18 protein-coding genes and 1 tRNA gene are annotated in these 15,712 nt (G+C 68.9%); 10 read left to right on the top strand and 9 right to left on the bottom strand.

Annotated elements, in window-relative coordinates:
* Positions 1-83: 83 nt before the first annotated feature.
* On the top strand, positions 84-959 hold the full coding sequence (locus tag KVT44_RS09625) for an SDR family oxidoreductase (protein WP_254649139.1): 876 nt from the start codon (positions 84-86) through the stop codon (positions 957-959).
* On the opposite strand, the gene KVT44_RS09620 is transcribed toward KVT44_RS09625, so the two are convergent.
* Both KVT44_RS09620 and KVT44_RS09615 read right to left on the bottom strand, forming a co-directional pair.
* Positions 857-2,122 carry a PTS transporter subunit EIIC gene (locus tag KVT44_RS09620; RefSeq protein ID WP_190173100.1) on the bottom strand — a complete coding sequence of 422 codons (1,266 nt, stop codon included), beginning with the start codon at positions 2,120-2,122 and terminating at the stop codon, positions 857-859. The genes KVT44_RS09625 and KVT44_RS09620 overlap by 103 nt on opposite strands.
* A 323-nt stretch (positions 2,123-2,445) precedes the next feature.
* Complete coding sequence (locus KVT44_RS09615; protein ID WP_217566696.1) at positions 2,446-3,735, bottom strand: PTS transporter subunit EIIC; 1,290 nt, start codon at positions 3,733-3,735, stop codon at positions 2,446-2,448.
* Positions 3,736-3,909: 174 nt separating this feature from the next.
* On the opposite strand from KVT44_RS09615, the gene KVT44_RS09610 reads away from it, so the two are divergent.
* The 4 genes from KVT44_RS09610 (at position 3,910) to rdgB (ending at position 6,152) form a co-directional block, all read left to right on the top strand.
* A complete protein-coding gene (locus KVT44_RS09610; protein WP_030569190.1) occupies positions 3,910-4,143 on the top strand; it encodes a glucose PTS transporter subunit EIIB in 234 nt (77 codons plus the stop codon).
* A gap of 107 nt (positions 4,144-4,250) precedes the next feature.
* Positions 4,251-4,985, top strand: a complete 735-nt coding sequence (gene rph, locus KVT44_RS09605) for a ribonuclease PH (protein ID WP_060900562.1) — start codon at positions 4,251-4,253, stop codon at positions 4,983-4,985.
* Between the two features lie 124 nt (positions 4,986-5,109).
* Positions 5,110-5,502 carry a hypothetical protein gene (locus KVT44_RS09600; protein WP_099922434.1) on the top strand — a complete coding sequence of 131 codons (393 nt, stop codon included), beginning with the start codon at positions 5,110-5,112 and terminating at the stop codon, positions 5,500-5,502.
* Between the two features lie 47 nt (positions 5,503-5,549).
* Positions 5,550-6,152 carry an RdgB/HAM1 family non-canonical purine NTP pyrophosphatase gene (rdgB, locus tag KVT44_RS09595; protein ID WP_217566695.1) on the top strand — a complete coding sequence of 201 codons (603 nt, stop codon included), beginning with the start codon at positions 5,550-5,552 and terminating at the stop codon, positions 6,150-6,152.
* A 42-nt stretch (positions 6,153-6,194) separates the two neighbouring features.
* Here the strand turns inward: rdgB and KVT44_RS09590 are convergent.
* The 3 genes from KVT44_RS09590 to KVT44_RS09580 form a co-directional block, all read right to left on the bottom strand.
* A tRNA-Leu gene (locus KVT44_RS09590) sits at positions 6,195-6,278 on the bottom strand.
* Between the two features lie 35 nt (positions 6,279-6,313).
* Complete coding sequence (locus KVT44_RS09585; protein ID WP_217566694.1) at positions 6,314-6,976, bottom strand: HNH endonuclease; 663 nt, start codon at positions 6,974-6,976, stop codon at positions 6,314-6,316.
* Positions 6,973-7,626 (bottom strand): HNH endonuclease signature motif containing protein, encoded by a 654-nt coding sequence (locus KVT44_RS09580; RefSeq protein ID WP_217566693.1) that lies wholly within the window; start codon positions 7,624-7,626, stop codon positions 6,973-6,975. Before KVT44_RS09580 ends, KVT44_RS09585 begins: the two co-directional genes overlap by 4 nt.
* A 182-nt stretch (positions 7,627-7,808) precedes the next feature.
* Between KVT44_RS09580 and KVT44_RS09575 the strand changes: the two genes are divergently transcribed.
* Positions 7,809-8,294, top strand: coding sequence for a GNAT family N-acetyltransferase (locus KVT44_RS09575; protein ID WP_099922438.1), 486 nt, complete (start codon positions 7,809-7,811; stop codon positions 8,292-8,294).
* Between the two features lie 19 nt (positions 8,295-8,313).
* Here the strand turns inward: KVT44_RS09575 and sugE are convergent, their stop codons facing one another.
* The 3 genes from sugE to KVT44_RS09560 all read right to left on the bottom strand — a co-directional run bounded on the left by sugE (position 8,314) and on the right by KVT44_RS09560 (position 9,641).
* Positions 8,314-8,634: a quaternary ammonium compound efflux SMR transporter SugE gene (gene sugE, locus KVT44_RS09570; RefSeq protein WP_095854410.1), complete on the bottom strand. Its 321-nt coding sequence runs from the start codon at positions 8,632-8,634 to the stop codon at positions 8,314-8,316.
* A 177-nt stretch (positions 8,635-8,811) separates the two neighbouring features.
* The gene (locus KVT44_RS09565; protein ID WP_054229709.1) at positions 8,812-9,168 is read right to left on the bottom strand and encodes a co-chaperone GroES; all 357 of its coding nucleotides are present in this window, start codon (positions 9,166-9,168) and stop codon (positions 8,812-8,814) included.
* 134 nt (positions 9,169-9,302) lie between these two features.
* Complete coding sequence (locus KVT44_RS09560; RefSeq protein WP_054229710.1) at positions 9,303-9,641, bottom strand: DUF3618 domain-containing protein; 339 nt, start codon at positions 9,639-9,641, stop codon at positions 9,303-9,305.
* Between the two features lie 145 nt (positions 9,642-9,786).
* Here KVT44_RS09560 and bcp point away from each other — a divergent pair, with 145 nt between their 5' ends.
* Positions 9,787-10,254, top strand: coding sequence for a thioredoxin-dependent thiol peroxidase (bcp, locus tag KVT44_RS09555; protein ID WP_099922440.1), 468 nt, complete (start codon positions 9,787-9,789; stop codon positions 10,252-10,254).
* 11 nt (positions 10,255-10,265) lie between these two features.
* Here the strand turns inward: bcp and KVT44_RS09550 are convergent, their stop codons facing one another.
* Complete coding sequence (locus KVT44_RS09550) at positions 10,266-12,749, bottom strand: transglycosylase domain-containing protein (RefSeq protein ID WP_217566692.1); 2,484 nt, start codon at positions 12,747-12,749, stop codon at positions 10,266-10,268.
* A 209-nt stretch (positions 12,750-12,958) separates the two neighbouring features.
* Here KVT44_RS09550 and KVT44_RS09545 point away from each other — a divergent pair, with 209 nt between their 5' ends.
* The 3 genes from KVT44_RS09545 (at position 12,959) to KVT44_RS09535 (ending at position 15,704) form a co-directional block, all read left to right on the top strand.
* The gene (locus KVT44_RS09545) at positions 12,959-13,759 is read left to right on the top strand and encodes an ABC-2 family transporter protein (protein ID WP_217566691.1); all 801 of its coding nucleotides are present in this window, start codon (positions 12,959-12,961) and stop codon (positions 13,757-13,759) included.
* Positions 13,760-13,919: 160 nt separating this feature from the next.
* Positions 13,920-14,696, top strand: a complete 777-nt coding sequence (locus KVT44_RS09540) for an ABC transporter permease (RefSeq protein WP_075029271.1) — start codon at positions 13,920-13,922, stop codon at positions 14,694-14,696.
* A 21-nt stretch (positions 14,697-14,717) separates the two neighbouring features.
* The gene (locus KVT44_RS09535; RefSeq protein WP_190173195.1) at positions 14,718-15,704 is read left to right on the top strand and encodes an ATP-binding cassette domain-containing protein; all 987 of its coding nucleotides are present in this window, start codon (positions 14,718-14,720) and stop codon (positions 15,702-15,704) included.
* Positions 15,705-15,712 lie beyond the last annotated feature (8 nt).

Genomic DNA, 15,712 nt, shown 5'->3' with positions numbered 1-15,712 from the left:
GCCGGAGCAAGCTATCGCGTGGAGCGCCGCGCTCGCGGCCACCACGGTCCACCGACCGGCGTCGCGAAACGAGGAGATGAACCATGACTGATGTCTCGACCTCACGGGTCGCGGTGGTGACCGGCGGAGACGGCGCGATCGGCGGGGCGATCGTCCGTGAACTCGCCCGGCTGGGCCACCGCGTCGTAGTACTGGACCGCGCCGGCGACATCGCGTGCGATCTCGCTGTGGAACAGGACGTACGGAGGGCTGCCGCCGAAGTGCTCGAGACGTACGGCCGGGTCGATGTTCTCGTCCACTCGGCCGCCGCGAGCGACCTGGTGGAACTCGACACCGTCGACCTCGCTACCTGGCGACGGATCCAGGCCGTCAACGTCGAGTCGGCTCTGCTGTTGTCCCAGGCCTTCACCCCCGGTATGCGGGAGCGCAAGTTCGGCCGGATCGTGCTCATCACCTCCGACACCGTCTGGAAGCCACCCAGCGCCGACCTGCTCGGCTACATCACCAGCAAAGGGGCCCTCACCGCGTTCGGGCGCACCCTGGCCGTCGCGCTGGGCAAGGACGGTATCGCCGTGACGTCCGTGGCTCCGGGGCTCACCCGCACCCCGGCGACCGCGTATCAGCCCGACGAGGCGTTCGCCATGGCCGAGGCGACACAGGCGCTGCCCCGTCCACTCGTCCCCGAGGACGTCGCGGCAACCGTGGGTTTCCGGCCCCCGGGGGCCGGGGAGGCGCGGACGGGCCGGGTCCTGCCCGGGGCCGGCGGCGGCCGGCGGCGAGGGGGGGGCCGCCGTGCGGAAGCCCCCCGCGGCCGAGCGACCGCCCGGCCGCGGGGGCCTTCGGTCGTGTGCGGGGGCTACTTGGCCTCCGCCTTCAGCAGCTCCGTCAGCTCCTCGTCGGACTCGCGGCCCGGCGTGGGGAGGTTCCACTTGATGATGGCGAAGCGGAAGACCGCGTAGTAGACCACCCCGAAGCACAGACCCACCAGGACCAGGCCCCACGGGTTGGTCGCGATGCCGAGGTTCAGGCCGAAGTCGACCGCGCCGGCCGAGAAGCCGAAGCCGTCCTTCATGCCGAGCGCCCAGGTCAGCGCCAGCGAGACACCGGTGAGGACCGCGTGGATGGCGTACAGGACCGGCGCGATGAACATGAACGTGAACTCGATCGGCTCGGTCACACCCGTCACGAACGAGGTCAGCGCGATCGAGAGCATCATGCCGCCGACGACCTTGCGGCGCTCGGGGCGGGCGCAGTGCACGATCGCCAGGCACGCGGCCGGGAGGCCGAACATCATGATCGGGAAGAAGCCGGTCATGAACTGGCCCGCGGTCGGGTCGCCGGCCAGGAAGCGCGCGATGTCACCGCTCTTGCCGTGGTAGTCGCCCGCCTGGAACCAGGGGTAGGAGTTCAGCAGGTGGTGCATGCCGATCGGGATCAGCGCACGGTTGGCGACACCGAAGATGCCGGCGCCGACGGCACCCGAACCGACCAGCTTCTCACCGAAGCTGTGCAGACCCGTGCCGAGGACCGGCCAGATGTAACCGAAGACGATGCCGATCAGCAGACCCGCGAACGCGGACAGGATCGGGACGAGCCGGCGGCCGCCGAAGAAGCCCGCCCAGTCGGGCAGCTTGGTCCGGTAGAACTTCTGGTACAGCAGGGCGACGACTATGCCCATCACCACACCGCCCAGGACCTTGGCGTCCACGGGGGCGTTCACCATGACCACCTTGCCGTCGACGGCCGTGGCCACCTTCGGCAGGTTCTTGTCGGTGAACGTCGCCAGCACGTTCTTGAACACCAGGTAGCCGACCACCGCGGCGAGCGCCGTCGAGCCGTCCGACTTCTTCGCGAAGCCGATCGCGATGCCCACGGCGAACAGCAGTGCCATGTTGTCAAGGATCGCGTTGCCGCCGGCCGTCATAAAGCCGGCGATCTTGGTGAAGAACGTGGGGAAGGACGGGCGTCCCAGCATGTCCGTGTTGCCGAGACGCACGAGGAGCGCGGCGGCGGGCAGTACGGCGACCGGCAGCATCAGGCTGCGGCCGATGCGCTGCAGGACAGCCATCGCGCCGGAGCCCTTCTTCTTGTCGGCCGCGGGAGCGGCGCTGGCCGTGGTCACAACTTCCTCCAGTGGACAAGGCGCCGCCCGGGCGACAGGGATGGGGGGGTGGGGACGGCGTGGTCTACACCACTCAGTGGTGTAGACCTGTTGTAGCACGGTGAAGGTGAGATAAGGAACCCACGAATTTTGTGGCCCGGGCCATAAGGGGAGGAATCGGTTCCGGACGCGACGAAGCCGCGCCCCGAAAGAGGCGCGAGGCTGTGACTTCCGATGAGGAGTGCGGGGCTGTGACTTCATGCGGCTTCGCCGCGTGGGCGCGACCAGCCCCCACCGGCCCGCGGTCGAGGAGCGACCCGTGACCGTCCGCCCCCGCGGAGCGCCTACGGCTTGGTCGTGTCCTCGTGCTCCTCCTCCGGCTCCCTGCCCGGAGTCTTCAGATCGAACTTCGTGATCGCGAACCGGAAGATCACGTAGTACACGACCGCGAAGCACAGCCCGATCGGCACGATCGCCCACGGCCTGGTCGCCAGATGCCAGTTGATGAGGTAGTCGATGACCCCGGCGGAGAAGCCGAAACCGTCATGCACGCCCAACCCCCAGGTCACCGCCATCGACACTCCCGTCAGCAGCGCGTGGATCACGTACAGCACCGGCGCGACGAACAGGAAGGAGTACTCGAGCGGTTCCGTGATGCCCGTGACGAACGAGGTCAGCGCGACCGACAGCATGAGCCCGCCGATCTCCTTGCGGCGCTCGGGCCGGGCGCAGTGCGTGATGGCCAGGGCCGCCGCCGGCAGCGCGAACATCATGATGGGGAAGAAGCCCGACGTGAACTGCCCGGCGTTCGGGTCGCCCGCCAGGAACATGGTGATGTCACCGTGCACGACCGTCCCGTCCGGCGCGGTGTAACTGCCGAACTGGAACCAGACGGGCACGTTCAGGAACTGGTGCAGACCGACCACCAACAGCGCCCGGTTGGCCACGCCGAAGACACCGGCGCCCCAGGAGCCCAGTCCCACCAGCCAGTCGCTGAAGTGCTCGAGGCCCCGCCCCACCGGCGGCCAGACCCACAGGCACAGCACGGCGAACGCGATGGCCACGAACGCCATGACGATCGGCACCAGCCGCCGCCCGTTGAAGAACCCGAGCCAGTCGACCAGCCTGGTGCGGTGGTAGCGCTGCCAGATGTACGCGGTCATCAGCCCCATGACGATGCCGCCGAAGACCCCCGGATTCTGGTACGTGAACGGGGCCACGGAGGAGTCGGCCGCCTGGCAGCCGATGTTCGTGAGAGCCTTCGCCCCGCCCGGGCAGCTCACCGGGAACTGGCGCAGCACGTTGTAGTAGACGAGGAAGCCGGCGACCGCCGCGAGCGCCGTCGACCCGTCCGACTTCTTCGCCATGCCGATGGCCACGCCCACGCAGAACAGCATCGGCAGCCCGAGCGAGCCGTCGAGCAGCGCGCCGCCGGCCCCTCTCATGATCTTGGAGACGTTGTCCCAGCCGAGCCCCTCGGCGCCGAACACGCCGGGCTGGCCGAGCCCGATGAGCAGGCCCGCGGCCGGCAGCACGGCGATCGGCAGCTGGAGGCTGCGGCCCATCTTCTGCAGCCCCTGGAACAGCTTGTTCCAGTGGGCCCGTGCGGGCGCGGGGGCGCTGTCGGCACTCATGGGCGTCCTCCGGGCGGGGCCGGGTTGGCGACTGCACGCCCACTGGTGTAGACCAGTCGGCGAACGGTAGCGCTGTCGTGAACGCCATCATTCGGTACGCGCGACATGGCCGCTCGCAAAGATGGGCCAACTGTGGGTTACTGCGACAAAGCGGTTCTGATCAGGGAGTAGGACATGGCCACGAAGGCTGAGAAGATCGTCGCCGGGCTCGGCGGCATCGACAACATCGAAGAGGTCGAGGGCTGCATCACCCGCCTGCGTACCGAGGTCGTGGACCCGAGCAAGGTCGACGAGGCCGCCCTGAAGGCCGCCGGCGCCCACGGCGTCGTCAAGATGGGCACCGCCATCCAGGTCGTCATCGGCACGGACGCCGACCCCATCGCCGCGGACATCGAAGACATGATGTGAACCGATGTGAGCGGAAGGGGCATTCTTGAGCCCCCCACCTCACCCTTGAGGGGCCGCTTCCGCAACCGGAGGCGGCCCCTCAGCCGTATGCGGCTAGGCTCAACGCCATGTCTCGAATCGACGGCCGCACCCCCGAACAACTGCGCCCCATCACCATCCAGCGCGGCTGGAGCAAGCACGCCGAGGGCTCCGTCCTCGTCTCCTTCGGCGACACCAAGGTGTTCTGCACCGCCTCCGTCACCGAGGGCGTCCCGCGCTGGCGCAAGGGCAGCGGAGAGGGCTGGGTCACCGCCGAGTACTCCATGCTTCCCCGCGCCACGAACACCCGCGGAGACCGCGAGTCGGTCCGCGGCAAGATCGGCGGCCGTACACACGAGATCTCCCGCCTCATCGGCCGCTCCCTGCGCGCCGTCATCGACTACAAGGCGCTCGGCGAGAACACCATCGTCCTCGACTGCGACGTCCTCCAGGCCGACGGCGGCACGCGTACGGCGGCCATCACCGGCGCGTACGTGGCGCTGGCCGACGCGATCACCTGGGCGCAGGGCAAGAAGCTGGTCAAGCCCGGCCGCAAGCCCCTGACCGGCACCGTCTCCGCCGTCTCGGTCGGCATCGTCGGCGGGATCCCCCTCCTGGACCTCTGCTACGAGGAGGACGTGAAGGCCGACACCGACATGAACGTCGTCTGCACCGGCGACGGACGCTTCGTCGAGGTCCAGGGCACCGCGGAGGCCGAGCCCTTCGACCGCAAGGAGCTGAACGCCCTGCTCGACCTCGCCGTCGCCGGCTGCGACGAGCTCGCGGCGATCCAGCGGGCGACCCTCGAGGCAACCGCGGAATAACCCTTCGCGTTCTTAGGGGTACGGGCGTACGGTCCAGCCGTGCGCCCCCGTCGGCCCTCGCACGGGCCGAGCCGACCGCGCCACGGGGTCGACCACATGTTTGTCCACGGGGAGGGACCGTTCCATGGCCGCGCGCCACCGACGCCGCACTGCCGCATTCGCCGTCGCCGCCGTACTCGTCGCCCTGCCGGCGGCCGTGGGCTGCGACGCCGTCAACAAGGCCCTGGACTGTGTCCAGACCGCCGACTCCATCGCCGACAGCGTCACCAACCTCCAGCAGGCCGTGGAGAACGCGGCGAACGATCCGACGCAGACCGACGAGTCCCTCAACGCGATCGAGAACAACCTCGACAAGATCGGCGACAAGACGGACAACGCCGACGTCAACAAGGCGGTCGACGACCTGAACAAGGCCGTCGGCAACGTCCGTACGGCCATCAAGAACGGCGACAACACCCCCGACGTCAGCCCGGTCACCGACGCGGCCGGAGAACTGACCAAGGTCTGCACGCCGTAACGACCACCGGGCGGACCCGGGAAAGGGGCTCGGCGATACTGATGGCCATGACCCGCCTGATCCTCGCCACCCGCAACGCCGGAAAGATCACCGAGCTGAAGGTGATCCTCGCCGACGCAGGTATCACCCACGACCTCGTCGGCGCGGACGCCTATCCGGACATCCCCGACGTCAAGGAAACCGGCGTCACCTTCGCCGAGAACGCCCTCCTCAAGGCGCACGCCCTGGCCCAGGCCACCGGCCTGCCCGCCGTCGCCGACGACTCCGGCCTCTGCGTGGACGTCCTCAACGGCGCCCCCGGCATCTTCTCCGCCCGCTGGGCGGGACGGCACGGGGACGACCGCGCGAACCTGGACCTTCTCCTTGCCCAGCTCTCGGACATCTCCGAGGAACACCGGGGCGCCCACTTCGCCTGCGCGGCGGCGCTCGCCCTGCCGGACGGCACGGAGCGCGTCGTCGAGGGCCAACTGAGGGGCACCCTGCGCCACACCCCCACCGGCACCAACGGCTTCGGCTACGACCCGATCCTCCAGCCGGAGGGGGAGAAGCGGACGTGCGCGGAGCTCTCCGCCGAGGAGAAGAACGCGATCAGCCACCGCGGGAAGGCGTTCCGGGGGCTGGTGCCGGTGGTTCGGGAGTTGTTGGGCTGAGACACGGAGAGGGGCCGCCTCGCCGGACGGCCCCTCTGTGTGTGCGGCCGATGGGATTCGAACCCACATGGGCGCAAGGCCCAGAGGCACCTAAAACCTCCGCTTATACCATTCAGCAACGGCCGCGTGCGAACCCATGCTACCGGTGACGCGGTGCCCGTCTACGTACGACGTCGTTTTCCGCCCCTGCACCACGTACTGGTGATCGCGTGACAGTTGGGGCACAGCAGCCGCAGGTTCTCGCGCCGGTCGTCGCTCCAGTCGCCGTTGATGTGGTCGATCTCCAGCGTCATCGGCTCGCCGAGCCACTCAGGGCCGGTCCCGCACTCGGCGCATTCTTCGGGTACGCCAATTTCGCGAAGCGCTCGGCGAAGCAGCGCCGTCCGCGTGCGACGGTTGCCGCTGTGTTTGACGAGCAAGTCCTCCGGTCGCTTCAGAGGTGTCGGGCCGGGTTTCCCGCGCTGATGAGCCTGCCCCAGGAAGTGAGAGGTGTCGATGCCGTATGCGGTGGTCAACTGCGGAAGCAGCGCGCGCAGCCGTGAGTTGTCCGGGCGTTGCAGTAACCGGAGAACGCCTGCGATGGAAATGGACTCGGTGACTGCTTGGCGCAACTCACTCTCACTCGGCAGGTCCTGCGGCCCACGTCGGCCATTGCGGGGGAAGTGAGAGGTGTCGATCCCGAAGTGCTCGAAGCGTTTGTAAAGGTGTCGACGGAGCTTGTCGTACGGCCGGGTGCCGAAGAAGGCGATGACCTCGTCGATGTCGGAGCACTGCCCGGCTGCCTGAATCAATCGCTCGCGGGTGTACTGCACGGCGCTGCTCATGAGGTGCCACTCTGCACACGTCCTTTGCCACGACCTCGGTAACTGTCCGTCGTCGAGTGGCAGTTGGGGCAGAGGAATCGAAGGTTCCCGATGCGGTTGTCACGCCAGTTGCCGTCGATGTGGTCGACCTCCAGGGGCAGTGGGTGCCCACGCCAGACCGGTTCCGTACCGCAGCGCGCGCAACGCTCAGGTACTCCCAGGGCTGTCAATGCCCATTTGAGGCGGTCGCTGGGGATGCGCCGGGCGGGAGTGGCCGTCTGTACTGCGAGCAAGGCCTCCGGGGTCCGCGTACGTCTGGTCTGGCCTCGCCGGGACGGTGCCTGGAAGTGCGAGGTGTCGATGTCATACGCCTTGATCCGGCGGCTGATATGCGTGTGGTAGCCGCCGACCACCTCAAGTCCGAGTCGGCGGAGCACCTCGCACATGTTCGTCGAGGCTGTAACCGCCGCCTGAAGGACCTCTTTCGTCCACCGCACGCCTTCGCGCTCGAAGTGTGAGATGTCGACCCCCAGCTTCTTCATGCGCTCGTACACGTATCGCCGCGTCGAACTCTTCGGGTCCACCTCCAGTTTCATCAGCGCCTCCGACAACGTCCGCGACGAACTGGCCGCCGCCTCCAGGCGCTCCCTTGTGTACGGGCTGACCGGCATGGTTCCCCTCCGTTCCGGCCGCATGTTCGTGGCCTCGTACGGAGTAACGAACCGTTTATCGGATGGTCACGTCCGGCATTTGGTATTCTGCTGATCAGTAGTCAGGCCTTTCGGATTCGGACATGACGTCCGCCCGGGAGGCTTTTTTCATGCCCGGGATCCGAAATCTTTGGAGGGGGACCATGTCCGACACGACCGTGCGCCTCGCCCACGCCGCCGACCGCCCCGTACTCGACCGTCTCTGGGCGCTGTTCCAGCACGACCTGTCCGAGTTCCGGGGCGTGTTGCCCCATCCGGACGGGTCGTTCCGCAGTGAGCGGCTGGAGGCGGCATTCGCGGACGGCGACCGGGCGCCGTATCTGGTGACGAGCGGTGAACACCCTGTTGGGTTCGCCTTCGTACGGGGGCTGGACGGTCCGACCCGCGTGCTCAACAGCTTCTTCGTGGTGCGGGGGGCGCGTCGGACGGGGATCGGGCTGCGGACCGTCCGTGAGGTCGTCGCCCGGCATCCGGGACCGTGGGAGGTCGCCTTTCAGGACAACAACCCGGTCGCTGTGCGCTTCTGGCGCCGCGTCGCAGCCGACATCGCGGGCGACGCCTGGACGGAGGAGCGCAGGGCGGTGCCGGGGCGACCGGACGTGGCTCCCGACGTGTGGATCTCGTTCTGACGCGGGTGGAGCCGGTGCTTCAGTGCCCCGACGTCACCTTCAGGCCCACCACGGCCACCAGGAGCAGGCAGACGAAGAAGATGCGGGCGGCCGTCGCCGGTTCGCCGAGGACGAGCATGCCCAGTACCGCCGCGCCGGCCGCGCCGATGCCGACCCAGACGCCGTAGGCGGTGCCGATGGGGAGGGACTTGGCGGCGTAGGAGAGCAGGACCATGCTCGCGATGATGCCCGCGCCGGTGAGGACGCTGGGGACGAGGCGGGTGAAGCCGTCGGTGTACTTCATGCCGATCGACCAGCCGACTTCGAGCAGACCGGCGACGAGCAGCAGGATCCAGGCCATGAGAGGCACCTCCGTGAGTGATCAACAGGGGTGCGTCGTCTTTGCCTGGGAGCTCTTTCGCTCTCCGCCCGGTACGGCGCGTCTCGTCGGGGTCCTTCCAACGCCTTCCACGGTAGCAAAGCACAGGCAAAAGGGGCTGGTGACCATGGTCACCAGCCCCGTCAGGTCGGCTACGCCCTACAAATACAAGCCGGTCGAGTCCTCGGAGCCCTCGAAGCGGTCCGCCGCCACGGCGTGCAGATCGCGCTCGCGCATCAGCACGTACGCGATTCCCCGCACCTCGACCTCGGCGCGGTCCTCGGGGTCGTAGAGGACACGGTCGCCGGGTTCCACCGTCCGTACGTTCTGCCCGACCGCGACGACCTCGGCCCAGGCGAGGCGCCGCCCGACGGCCGCCGTCGCGGGGATCAGGATGCCGCCGCCGGAACGCCGCTCGCCCTCGGCGGCGTCCTGCCGCACCAGCACGCGGTCGTGCAGCATCCGGATGGGCAACTTGTCGTGGTGGGGGGTCTGCTTGTCCCGATTGGCGCTCACGTCCAGAACCTACCTGCCTTTGAGCCGTCCGTACGCAGCCGGGTCGCGCCCGGCCGGGTCGAGTCGAGCCGATCGAGTCGGGGTCGAGCCGAGTCGAGCCGGGTTCGAGCCGAGTCGAGCCGATCGAGCCGTTCTCAGCGCTTGCGGCGCCGTGAGCCCACGACGAGCAGGCCCACGACCCCGACCGCGACGAGCGCGAGGGGCACGATGCGCTCCAGGCGCGGCGCGCCGTCCTCGGTGACGAGCTGGCCCTTCGCATCGCCGACGACCCGGTTGACGCCGACGTAGGCGCGGCCGAGCGTGTGGTCGATCTGGGAGGCGACCTTGGCCTTGGCGTCCCCGACGATCGTCTTCGGGTGGACCCGCACGCCGATCTCGTCGAGCGTCTCGGCGAGTGTTTCGCGGCGGCGCTTGATGTCCGCCTCGATCTGCGCCGGAGTCCTGGTATCCGACGTTCTCGACGTATCCGACACCGCGCTGCCTCCGTGGTCGTGTTCCGATCTTTGTCTCTGTGCCGCCGACAGTCTGTCAGCTCGGGCCGCCGCTCACCCCTCGGCACCCCCATTACGCTCGTTCCCGTAGTTCCGTAAGCATTCACCCCGGCCACGTGAGGTACCGATGAGCGAGCGACTCCAGCCCGGCGACACCGCCCCCGCCTTCACCCTGCCCGACGCCGACGGCAACGAGGTCTCCCTCGCCGACCACAAGGGCCGCAAGGTCATCGTCTACTTCTACCCGGCCGCCCTGACCCCCGGCTGCACGAAGCAGGCCTGCGACTTCACGGACAACCTCGACCTGCTGGCCGGTGCCGGGTACGACGTCATCGGCGTCTCCCCGGACAAGCCCGAGAAGCTCGCCAAGTTCCGCGAGAAGGAGTCCCTGAAGGTCACCCTGGTCGGCGACCCCGACAAGACCGTCCTGGAGGCGTACGGCGCCTTCGGCGAGAAGAAGCTGTACGGCAAGACGGTCGTCGGCGTCATCCGCTCCACGGTGATCGTGGACGAGGAGGGCAAGGTCGAGCGGGCGCTGTACAACGTCAAGGCGACCGGCCACGTGGCGAAGATCATCAAGGATCTGGGGATCTGAGTCCCCGCGGGTCACTGTTTTCGTGACGTCAGTCCGCTCAGTGGCCCCGCTCCCGCGGTCGTCCCCGCCGTACCGCCGCCGTCCGTGGTCCCGCCCGACGGGGCCGCGGTGTCGCCACCGGTGGTGGTGCCCGCGTCCGTCGTGCCGCCGTCGGTCGTCCCGTCGGTCGTGCCGCCCCCGGTGGTCGTGCCGCCGTCGGTCTGGCCCTGCGTCTGCCCTTGGGTCTGGCCCTCCGTCTGGCCCTGGGTCTGGCCGTCGGTCTGCCCCTGGGTCTGGCCCTGCGTCTGATCCGAGGGCGGGCTCTGGGAGGCCGTCCCGCCGGTGGTCTGGCCCCCGTTGTCCTGGTCACCGGTGCCGGGGGTCTGGTCGGTGGGGCCGGTGCTCGGGAGCTGCTGCTCCTCGGCGCCCGGCTGGAGCCGCAGGTCGAAGTCCTTCGCGCTGCTGCCCTTGAGCGCGGCCTTCGTGTACTGCGCCCAGATCTGCGCCGGGTAGCCGCCGCCGTTGATACGGGCCTGGCCGAGGGCGCCGTAGAGGGACTCGTGGGTGCCGGTGTCGGGGTCCTGGCCCATGACGGAGACGACGGTGGCGAGGTCGGGGGTGTAGCCCGCGAACCAGGCCGCCTGGTCCTCCTCCGCGGTGCCGGTCTTGCCCGCGGCGGGCCGGCCGGCGGCCAGCGCGGCGGTACCGGTACCGCCCTCGACGACGCTCTGCAGGATGGACGTGGTGGTGTCGGCGGCCTCCCGGCTCACCGCCTGCTTGGTGTCCTGCTTGGGCAGGCTCACGGCCGACGTGCCGTCCTTGGTGACCTTCTCGACGAGCGTGTACGTGCCGTGCTTGCCGTGGTTGGCGAGTGTCGCGTACGCCTCCGCCATGTCGAGGACGCTGGCCGTGGACGGGCCGAGCGCGATGGACGGGGTGGCGGTCAGGTCGGGGGTGGTGGAGGGGACGCCGAGGGCGACAGCGGTCTGCTTGACCTTGCTCGGGCCGACGTCCACGGCCATCTGCGCGTACACGGCGTTCACCGACTTGTCGGTGGCGGTGCGAACCGTGATGGGCCCGTACGAGCGGTTGTCCTCGTTCTCGGGCGCGTACGAGCCGCCGCTCCAGCCCTGCACGGGGCGCTTGTTGGTGCCGTCGTAGACCGTGTTCGGGGTGATCGTGCGGCCGTCCTGCGTCTGCGAGCCGTTCTCCACGGCCGAGGTGAACACGAGCGGCTTGAAGGTGGAGCCGACCTGGTAGTCACGGCGTGTCGCGTTGTTGACGTACTGCTTGGTGTAGTCGATGCCGCCGTACATCGCGACGACCTTGCCGGTGGCCGGGTCGATGGAGACGCCGCCGGCGCGGACGTACCGGTCGACCTTGCGGTTCTTCTTGTCGAGGTTCGACATCACCTGGTCGTCGACGGCCTTCACGAAGGCGTTCTGCCGGGACTTCTGGAGCGTGGTCGTGATGCGGTAGCCGCCGGTGGTCAGGGTGTCCTCGTCGATGATCTTGTTCGAGACGAGGTAGTCCTTGACCGCCTGTACCAGGTAGCCGCGCTGGCCCGACATGGCGGCGGCGACCACTTCCTGCTTGGGCTGCGGGAACGTGACCTTGGCCCGGTCCGCCTGGGTCAGCCAGTTCTTCTTGACCATGCCGTCGAGGACGTAGTTCCAGCGGGCGACGGCCGCGGACTTGTTCTCGGGGTGCGCGACCACGTCGTACTCGCTCGGCGCGTTCAGGAGCGCGGCGAGGTAGGCACCCTGACCGACCGTCAGGTTCTTGGCGTCGACGCCGTAGTACGCCTGGGCGGCGGCCTGGATGCCGTACGCGTTGCGGCCGTAGTAGCTGGTGTTGAGGTAGCCCTCGAGGATGTCGTCCTTGCTCTTCTGGCGGTCGAGCTTGATGGAGATGAAGAACTCCTTCACCTTCCGCGTGGCGGTCTGCTCCTGGCCCAGGTAGTAGTTCTTCACGTACTGCTGGGTGATCGTCGAACCGGACTGCTTGCCCTTGCCGGTGGCGGTGTTCCAGCCGGCGCGGATCATCGCCTTGGGGTCGACGGCCGACTCGGTGTAGAAGTCGCGGTCCTCGGCGGCGAGTGCCGCGTGCTGGGCGTCCTTCGAGATCTCCGCGAGCGCCACGTTCTCGCGGTTGACCTCGCCGTCGCGGGCGAGCTGGCTGCCGTCCGCGTACAGGTAGACGTTGCTCTGCTTGGTCGCGGCGGCGTTCGCGGGCGGGATCTTGACCAGGTAGTAGCCGAGTGCGAACAGGCCGATCACGAGCAGTATCGCGCCGAGGAACGTGCCGAGCACCATCCGCCAGGTCGGGATGAGCCGCCCCCAGCCCGTCCGCTTCCGCCTGGGCTTCTTCCCCGGCTTGCCCGGCGCGTCCGTCCCACCCGGATCGCCCGGTGTGCCGTCGCTGCCCGGCCCGCCCGGTGCCGTTTGGGGCACCGGTTCCGGTTCCCTCGGGGCCCAGCCCTGGCTGCTCTGCTGCGGCTGCGGCTTGTCACTCATCTGTTCGCCGGACTCCTGTTTCGCATCGTACGTTCCCGTACGCCCTCATACGCCTGGTGCGCCCCCTGATGAAGACTGTCGCACCAAGCGTTCCGTTCCCGGATCCCGGCACGTGTCGCGCCTGAAAATGCCTGGCAGGCGAAGCCGGGCGGGGCTAGGCTCCTGCGCTTCGGCCACAACGGCCCTTTTGGCGCAAGGAGGACATCCTCGTGGGGACAGGGCGGTTGTACACGGCCGTCGCGGTGGGCGGGTTCCGGCGCTACGCCACTTATCGGACGGCGACGGCGGCGGGGGTGTTCACCAACACCGTCTTCGGGCTGATCCTGGCGTACGTCTTCATGGCCCTGTGGGACGAGAAACCGCACCTCGGCGGCTATGACCAGGCCCAGGCGCTCACCTATGTGTGGCTCTCCCAGGCGCTGCTCATGGCGATGGCGACGATGGGCGGCGGCTTCGAGGACGAGTTGATCGAGCGCATCCGTACGGGTGACATCGCGATCGACCTGTACCGGCCCGTCGACCTCCAGCTGTGGTGGCTGTCCCAGGACGCGGGGCGGGCCATGTTCCATCTGCTGGGGCGCGGAGCGGTGCCCCTCGCGTTCGGCGCGCTCTTCTTCGAACTGGCGCTCCCCGCCGACCCGTTGACCTGGATCGCGTTCCTGATCGCGGTCGCGCTCGGAACAGTTGTCAGCTTCTCGCTCCGCTACCTGGTGGCCCTGTCCGCGTTCTGGCTGCTCGACGGGGCGGGCGTGGCGCAGATGTCCATGATCGCGGGTGTCTTCTGCTCGGGGATGCTGCTGCCGCTGAACGTCTTCCCGGGCGCGCTGGGCGAGGTCGTACGCGCCCTGCCCTGGTCGTCCCTGGTCCAGGGCCCCGCGGACGTCCTGCTCGGCACCGCGGACCCCCTCGGCATGTACGCCTTCCAGGCGTCCTGGGCGCTGGGGCTCCTGACCCTGGGCCGACTGATCCAGTCAGTGGCGACACGGAGGGTGGTGGTGCAGGGTGGCTGACTCGGCGGAGGTATCGGAAGCCGCACGGGGCTCCGGGGACTCGGTCACCTCACGGGGCTCCGGGGACTCGGTCACCTCCGGGGAGCGGGCGGCCTCGGCGGTGCTGGGTGCGCCGCAGGGGACGTATGCCCGAGTGCGGGACGGATTCCGCGCCTACCGGATGATCGCCGGGATGTGGATCCGCTCCACCATGGCCTACCGCGCCTCCTTCGTGATGACCACCTTCGGGAACTTCGCGGCGACCGCCCTCGACTTCGTGGCCGTCCTGCTGATGTTCTCGCGGGTCGACCGGATCGGCGGCTACAGCCTGCCCGAGGTCGCCTTCCTGTACGGCGTCTCGGCCACCTCCTTCGGGATCACGGACCTGGTGGTCGGCTCGATGGACCGGCTCGGGCGCCGGGTGCGCGACGGCACCCTCGACACCCTCCTCGTACGCCCCGTCCCCGTACTCGCCCAGGTCGCCGCCGACCGCTTCGCGCTGCGCCGCCTCGGCCGGGTCACCCAGGGGCTGCTGGTCCTCGCGTACGCGATCGCCGTGCTCGACATCGACTGGACGCCGCTCAGACTGCTCATGGTCCCGCTGATGCTGCTCTGCGGCGCCGCCATCTTCGCGGCCGTGTTCGTAGCGGGCGGAGCCTTCCAGTTCATCGCGCAGGACGCCTCCGAGGTGCAGAACTCCTTCACGTACGGCGGCACCACGCTCCTGCAGTACCCGCCGACCGTCTTCGCCAAGGACCTGGTGCGCGGGGTCACCTTCGTGCTCCCGCTGGCCTTCGTTAACTGGCTGCCCGGGCTGTACGTGCTGGGCCGGCCCTATCCGCTCGACCTGCCGACCTGGATCGCCTTCACCCCGCCCCTGATCGCGGCGGGCTGCTGCGCGCTGGCGGGGGTCGCCTGGCGGGCGGGACTTCGTTCGTATCGCAGCACGGGGAGTTGAACCGACGTGGAAACAGGCCTGATGACGGACCCGGTCAGGGATCCGGTGGGCGACTTCATCGAACTCGACGGCGTCGAGAAGGTCTTCGACGTCCGCAAGAAGACCGGCTTCCTGCGCAGCGAACGGCGCCAGGTACGTGCCGTGGACTCCCTCTCCTTCACCGTGGCGCGCGGTGAGATGGTCGGCTACATCGGCCCGAACGGCGCGGGCAAGTCGACCACCATCAAGATGCTCACCGGCATCCTCACGCCGAGCGCCGGCCGGCTCCGGGTGGCGGGCATCGACCCCTCCCGCGAGCGGACCCGGCTCGCACAGCGCATCGGGGTCGTCTTCGGGCAGCGTACGACCCTGTGGTGGGACCTTCCGCTGATCGACTCCTACCGGCTGATGCACCGCATGTACCGGATCCCGGACGCCCGTTACCGCGAGAACCTCGACCGCTGCGTCGAACTCCTCGACCTGGAAGCCCTGTTGGACGTGCCGGTGCGCCAGCTCTCGCTGGGGCAGCGGATGCGCGGCGACATCGGGGCGGCGCTGCTGCACGACCCCGAGGTCCTCTACCTCGACGAACCCACCATCGGCCTCGATGTGATCAGCAAGGCCAAGGTCCGTTCCTTCCTGCGGGACCTGAACGCCGAGCGTGGTACGACGGTGCTGCTGACCACGCACGACCTCACCGACATCGAGCAGTTGTGCCGGCGGGTGATGGTCATCGACCACGGGCGGCTGATGTACGACGGTCCGCTGACCGGGCTGCACGAGGTGGGGGAGAGCGAGCGGACCCTCGTGGTCGACCTGGAGCGGGAGCTCCCGCCGATCGAGGTGGACTCGGCGCGGGTGGTGAAGGTGGAGGGGCCCCGGCAGTGGCTCGCCTTCCCCGCGGCGGCGTCGGCGGCGGAGCTGGTGGCGCGGATCGCGGCCGAGTTCCCCCTGGTGGACCTCTCGGTGCGGGAGCCGGACATCGAGGCGGTCATCAGCCGCATGTACGCGGAGAAGGCTCTCTCGTAGGCTGAGTC

Source organism: Streptomyces sp. GbtcB7, from assembly GCF_019091445.1.
GTDB lineage: Bacteria > Actinomycetota > Actinomycetes > Streptomycetales > Streptomycetaceae > Streptomyces > Streptomyces mirabilis.
This window is presented reverse-complemented; position numbering and strand designations above follow the sequence as displayed.

Bases quoted from the DNA above. Each gene is read 5' to 3' on its own strand.
- KVT44_RS09625 (WP_254649139.1), top strand. From the start codon at position 84: ATGACTGATGTCTCGACCTCACGGGTCGCGGTGGTGACCGGCGGAGAC.
- KVT44_RS09615 (WP_217566696.1), bottom strand. From the start codon at position 3,735: ATGAGTGCCGACAGCGCCCCCGCGCCCGCACGGGCCCACTGGAACAAG.
- KVT44_RS09610 (WP_030569190.1), top strand. From the start codon at position 3,910: ATGGCCACGAAGGCTGAGAAGATCGTCGCCGGGCTCGGCGGCATCGAC.
- rph (WP_060900562.1), top strand. From the start codon at position 4,251: ATGTCTCGAATCGACGGCCGCACCCCCGAACAACTGCGCCCCATCACC.
- KVT44_RS09600 (WP_099922434.1), top strand. From the start codon at position 5,110: ATGGCCGCGCGCCACCGACGCCGCACTGCCGCATTCGCCGTCGCCGCC.
- rdgB (WP_217566695.1), top strand. From the start codon at position 5,550: ATGACCCGCCTGATCCTCGCCACCCGCAACGCCGGAAAGATCACCGAG.
- KVT44_RS09585 (WP_217566694.1), bottom strand. From the start codon at position 6,976: ATGAGCAGCGCCGTGCAGTACACCCGCGAGCGATTGATTCAGGCAGCC.
- KVT44_RS09580 (WP_217566693.1), bottom strand. From the start codon at position 7,626: ATGCCGGTCAGCCCGTACACAAGGGAGCGCCTGGAGGCGGCGGCCAGT.
- KVT44_RS09575 (WP_099922438.1), top strand. From the start codon at position 7,809: ATGTCCGACACGACCGTGCGCCTCGCCCACGCCGCCGACCGCCCCGTA.
- sugE (WP_095854410.1), bottom strand. From the start codon at position 8,634: ATGGCCTGGATCCTGCTGCTCGTCGCCGGTCTGCTCGAAGTCGGCTGG.
- bcp (WP_099922440.1), top strand. From the start codon at position 9,787: ATGAGCGAGCGACTCCAGCCCGGCGACACCGCCCCCGCCTTCACCCTG.
- KVT44_RS09550 (WP_217566692.1), bottom strand. From the start codon at position 12,749: ATGAGTGACAAGCCGCAGCCGCAGCAGAGCAGCCAGGGCTGGGCCCCG.
- KVT44_RS09540 (WP_075029271.1), top strand. From the start codon at position 13,920: ATGATCGCCGGGATGTGGATCCGCTCCACCATGGCCTACCGCGCCTCC.
- KVT44_RS09535 (WP_190173195.1), top strand. From the start codon at position 14,718: ATGACGGACCCGGTCAGGGATCCGGTGGGCGACTTCATCGAACTCGAC.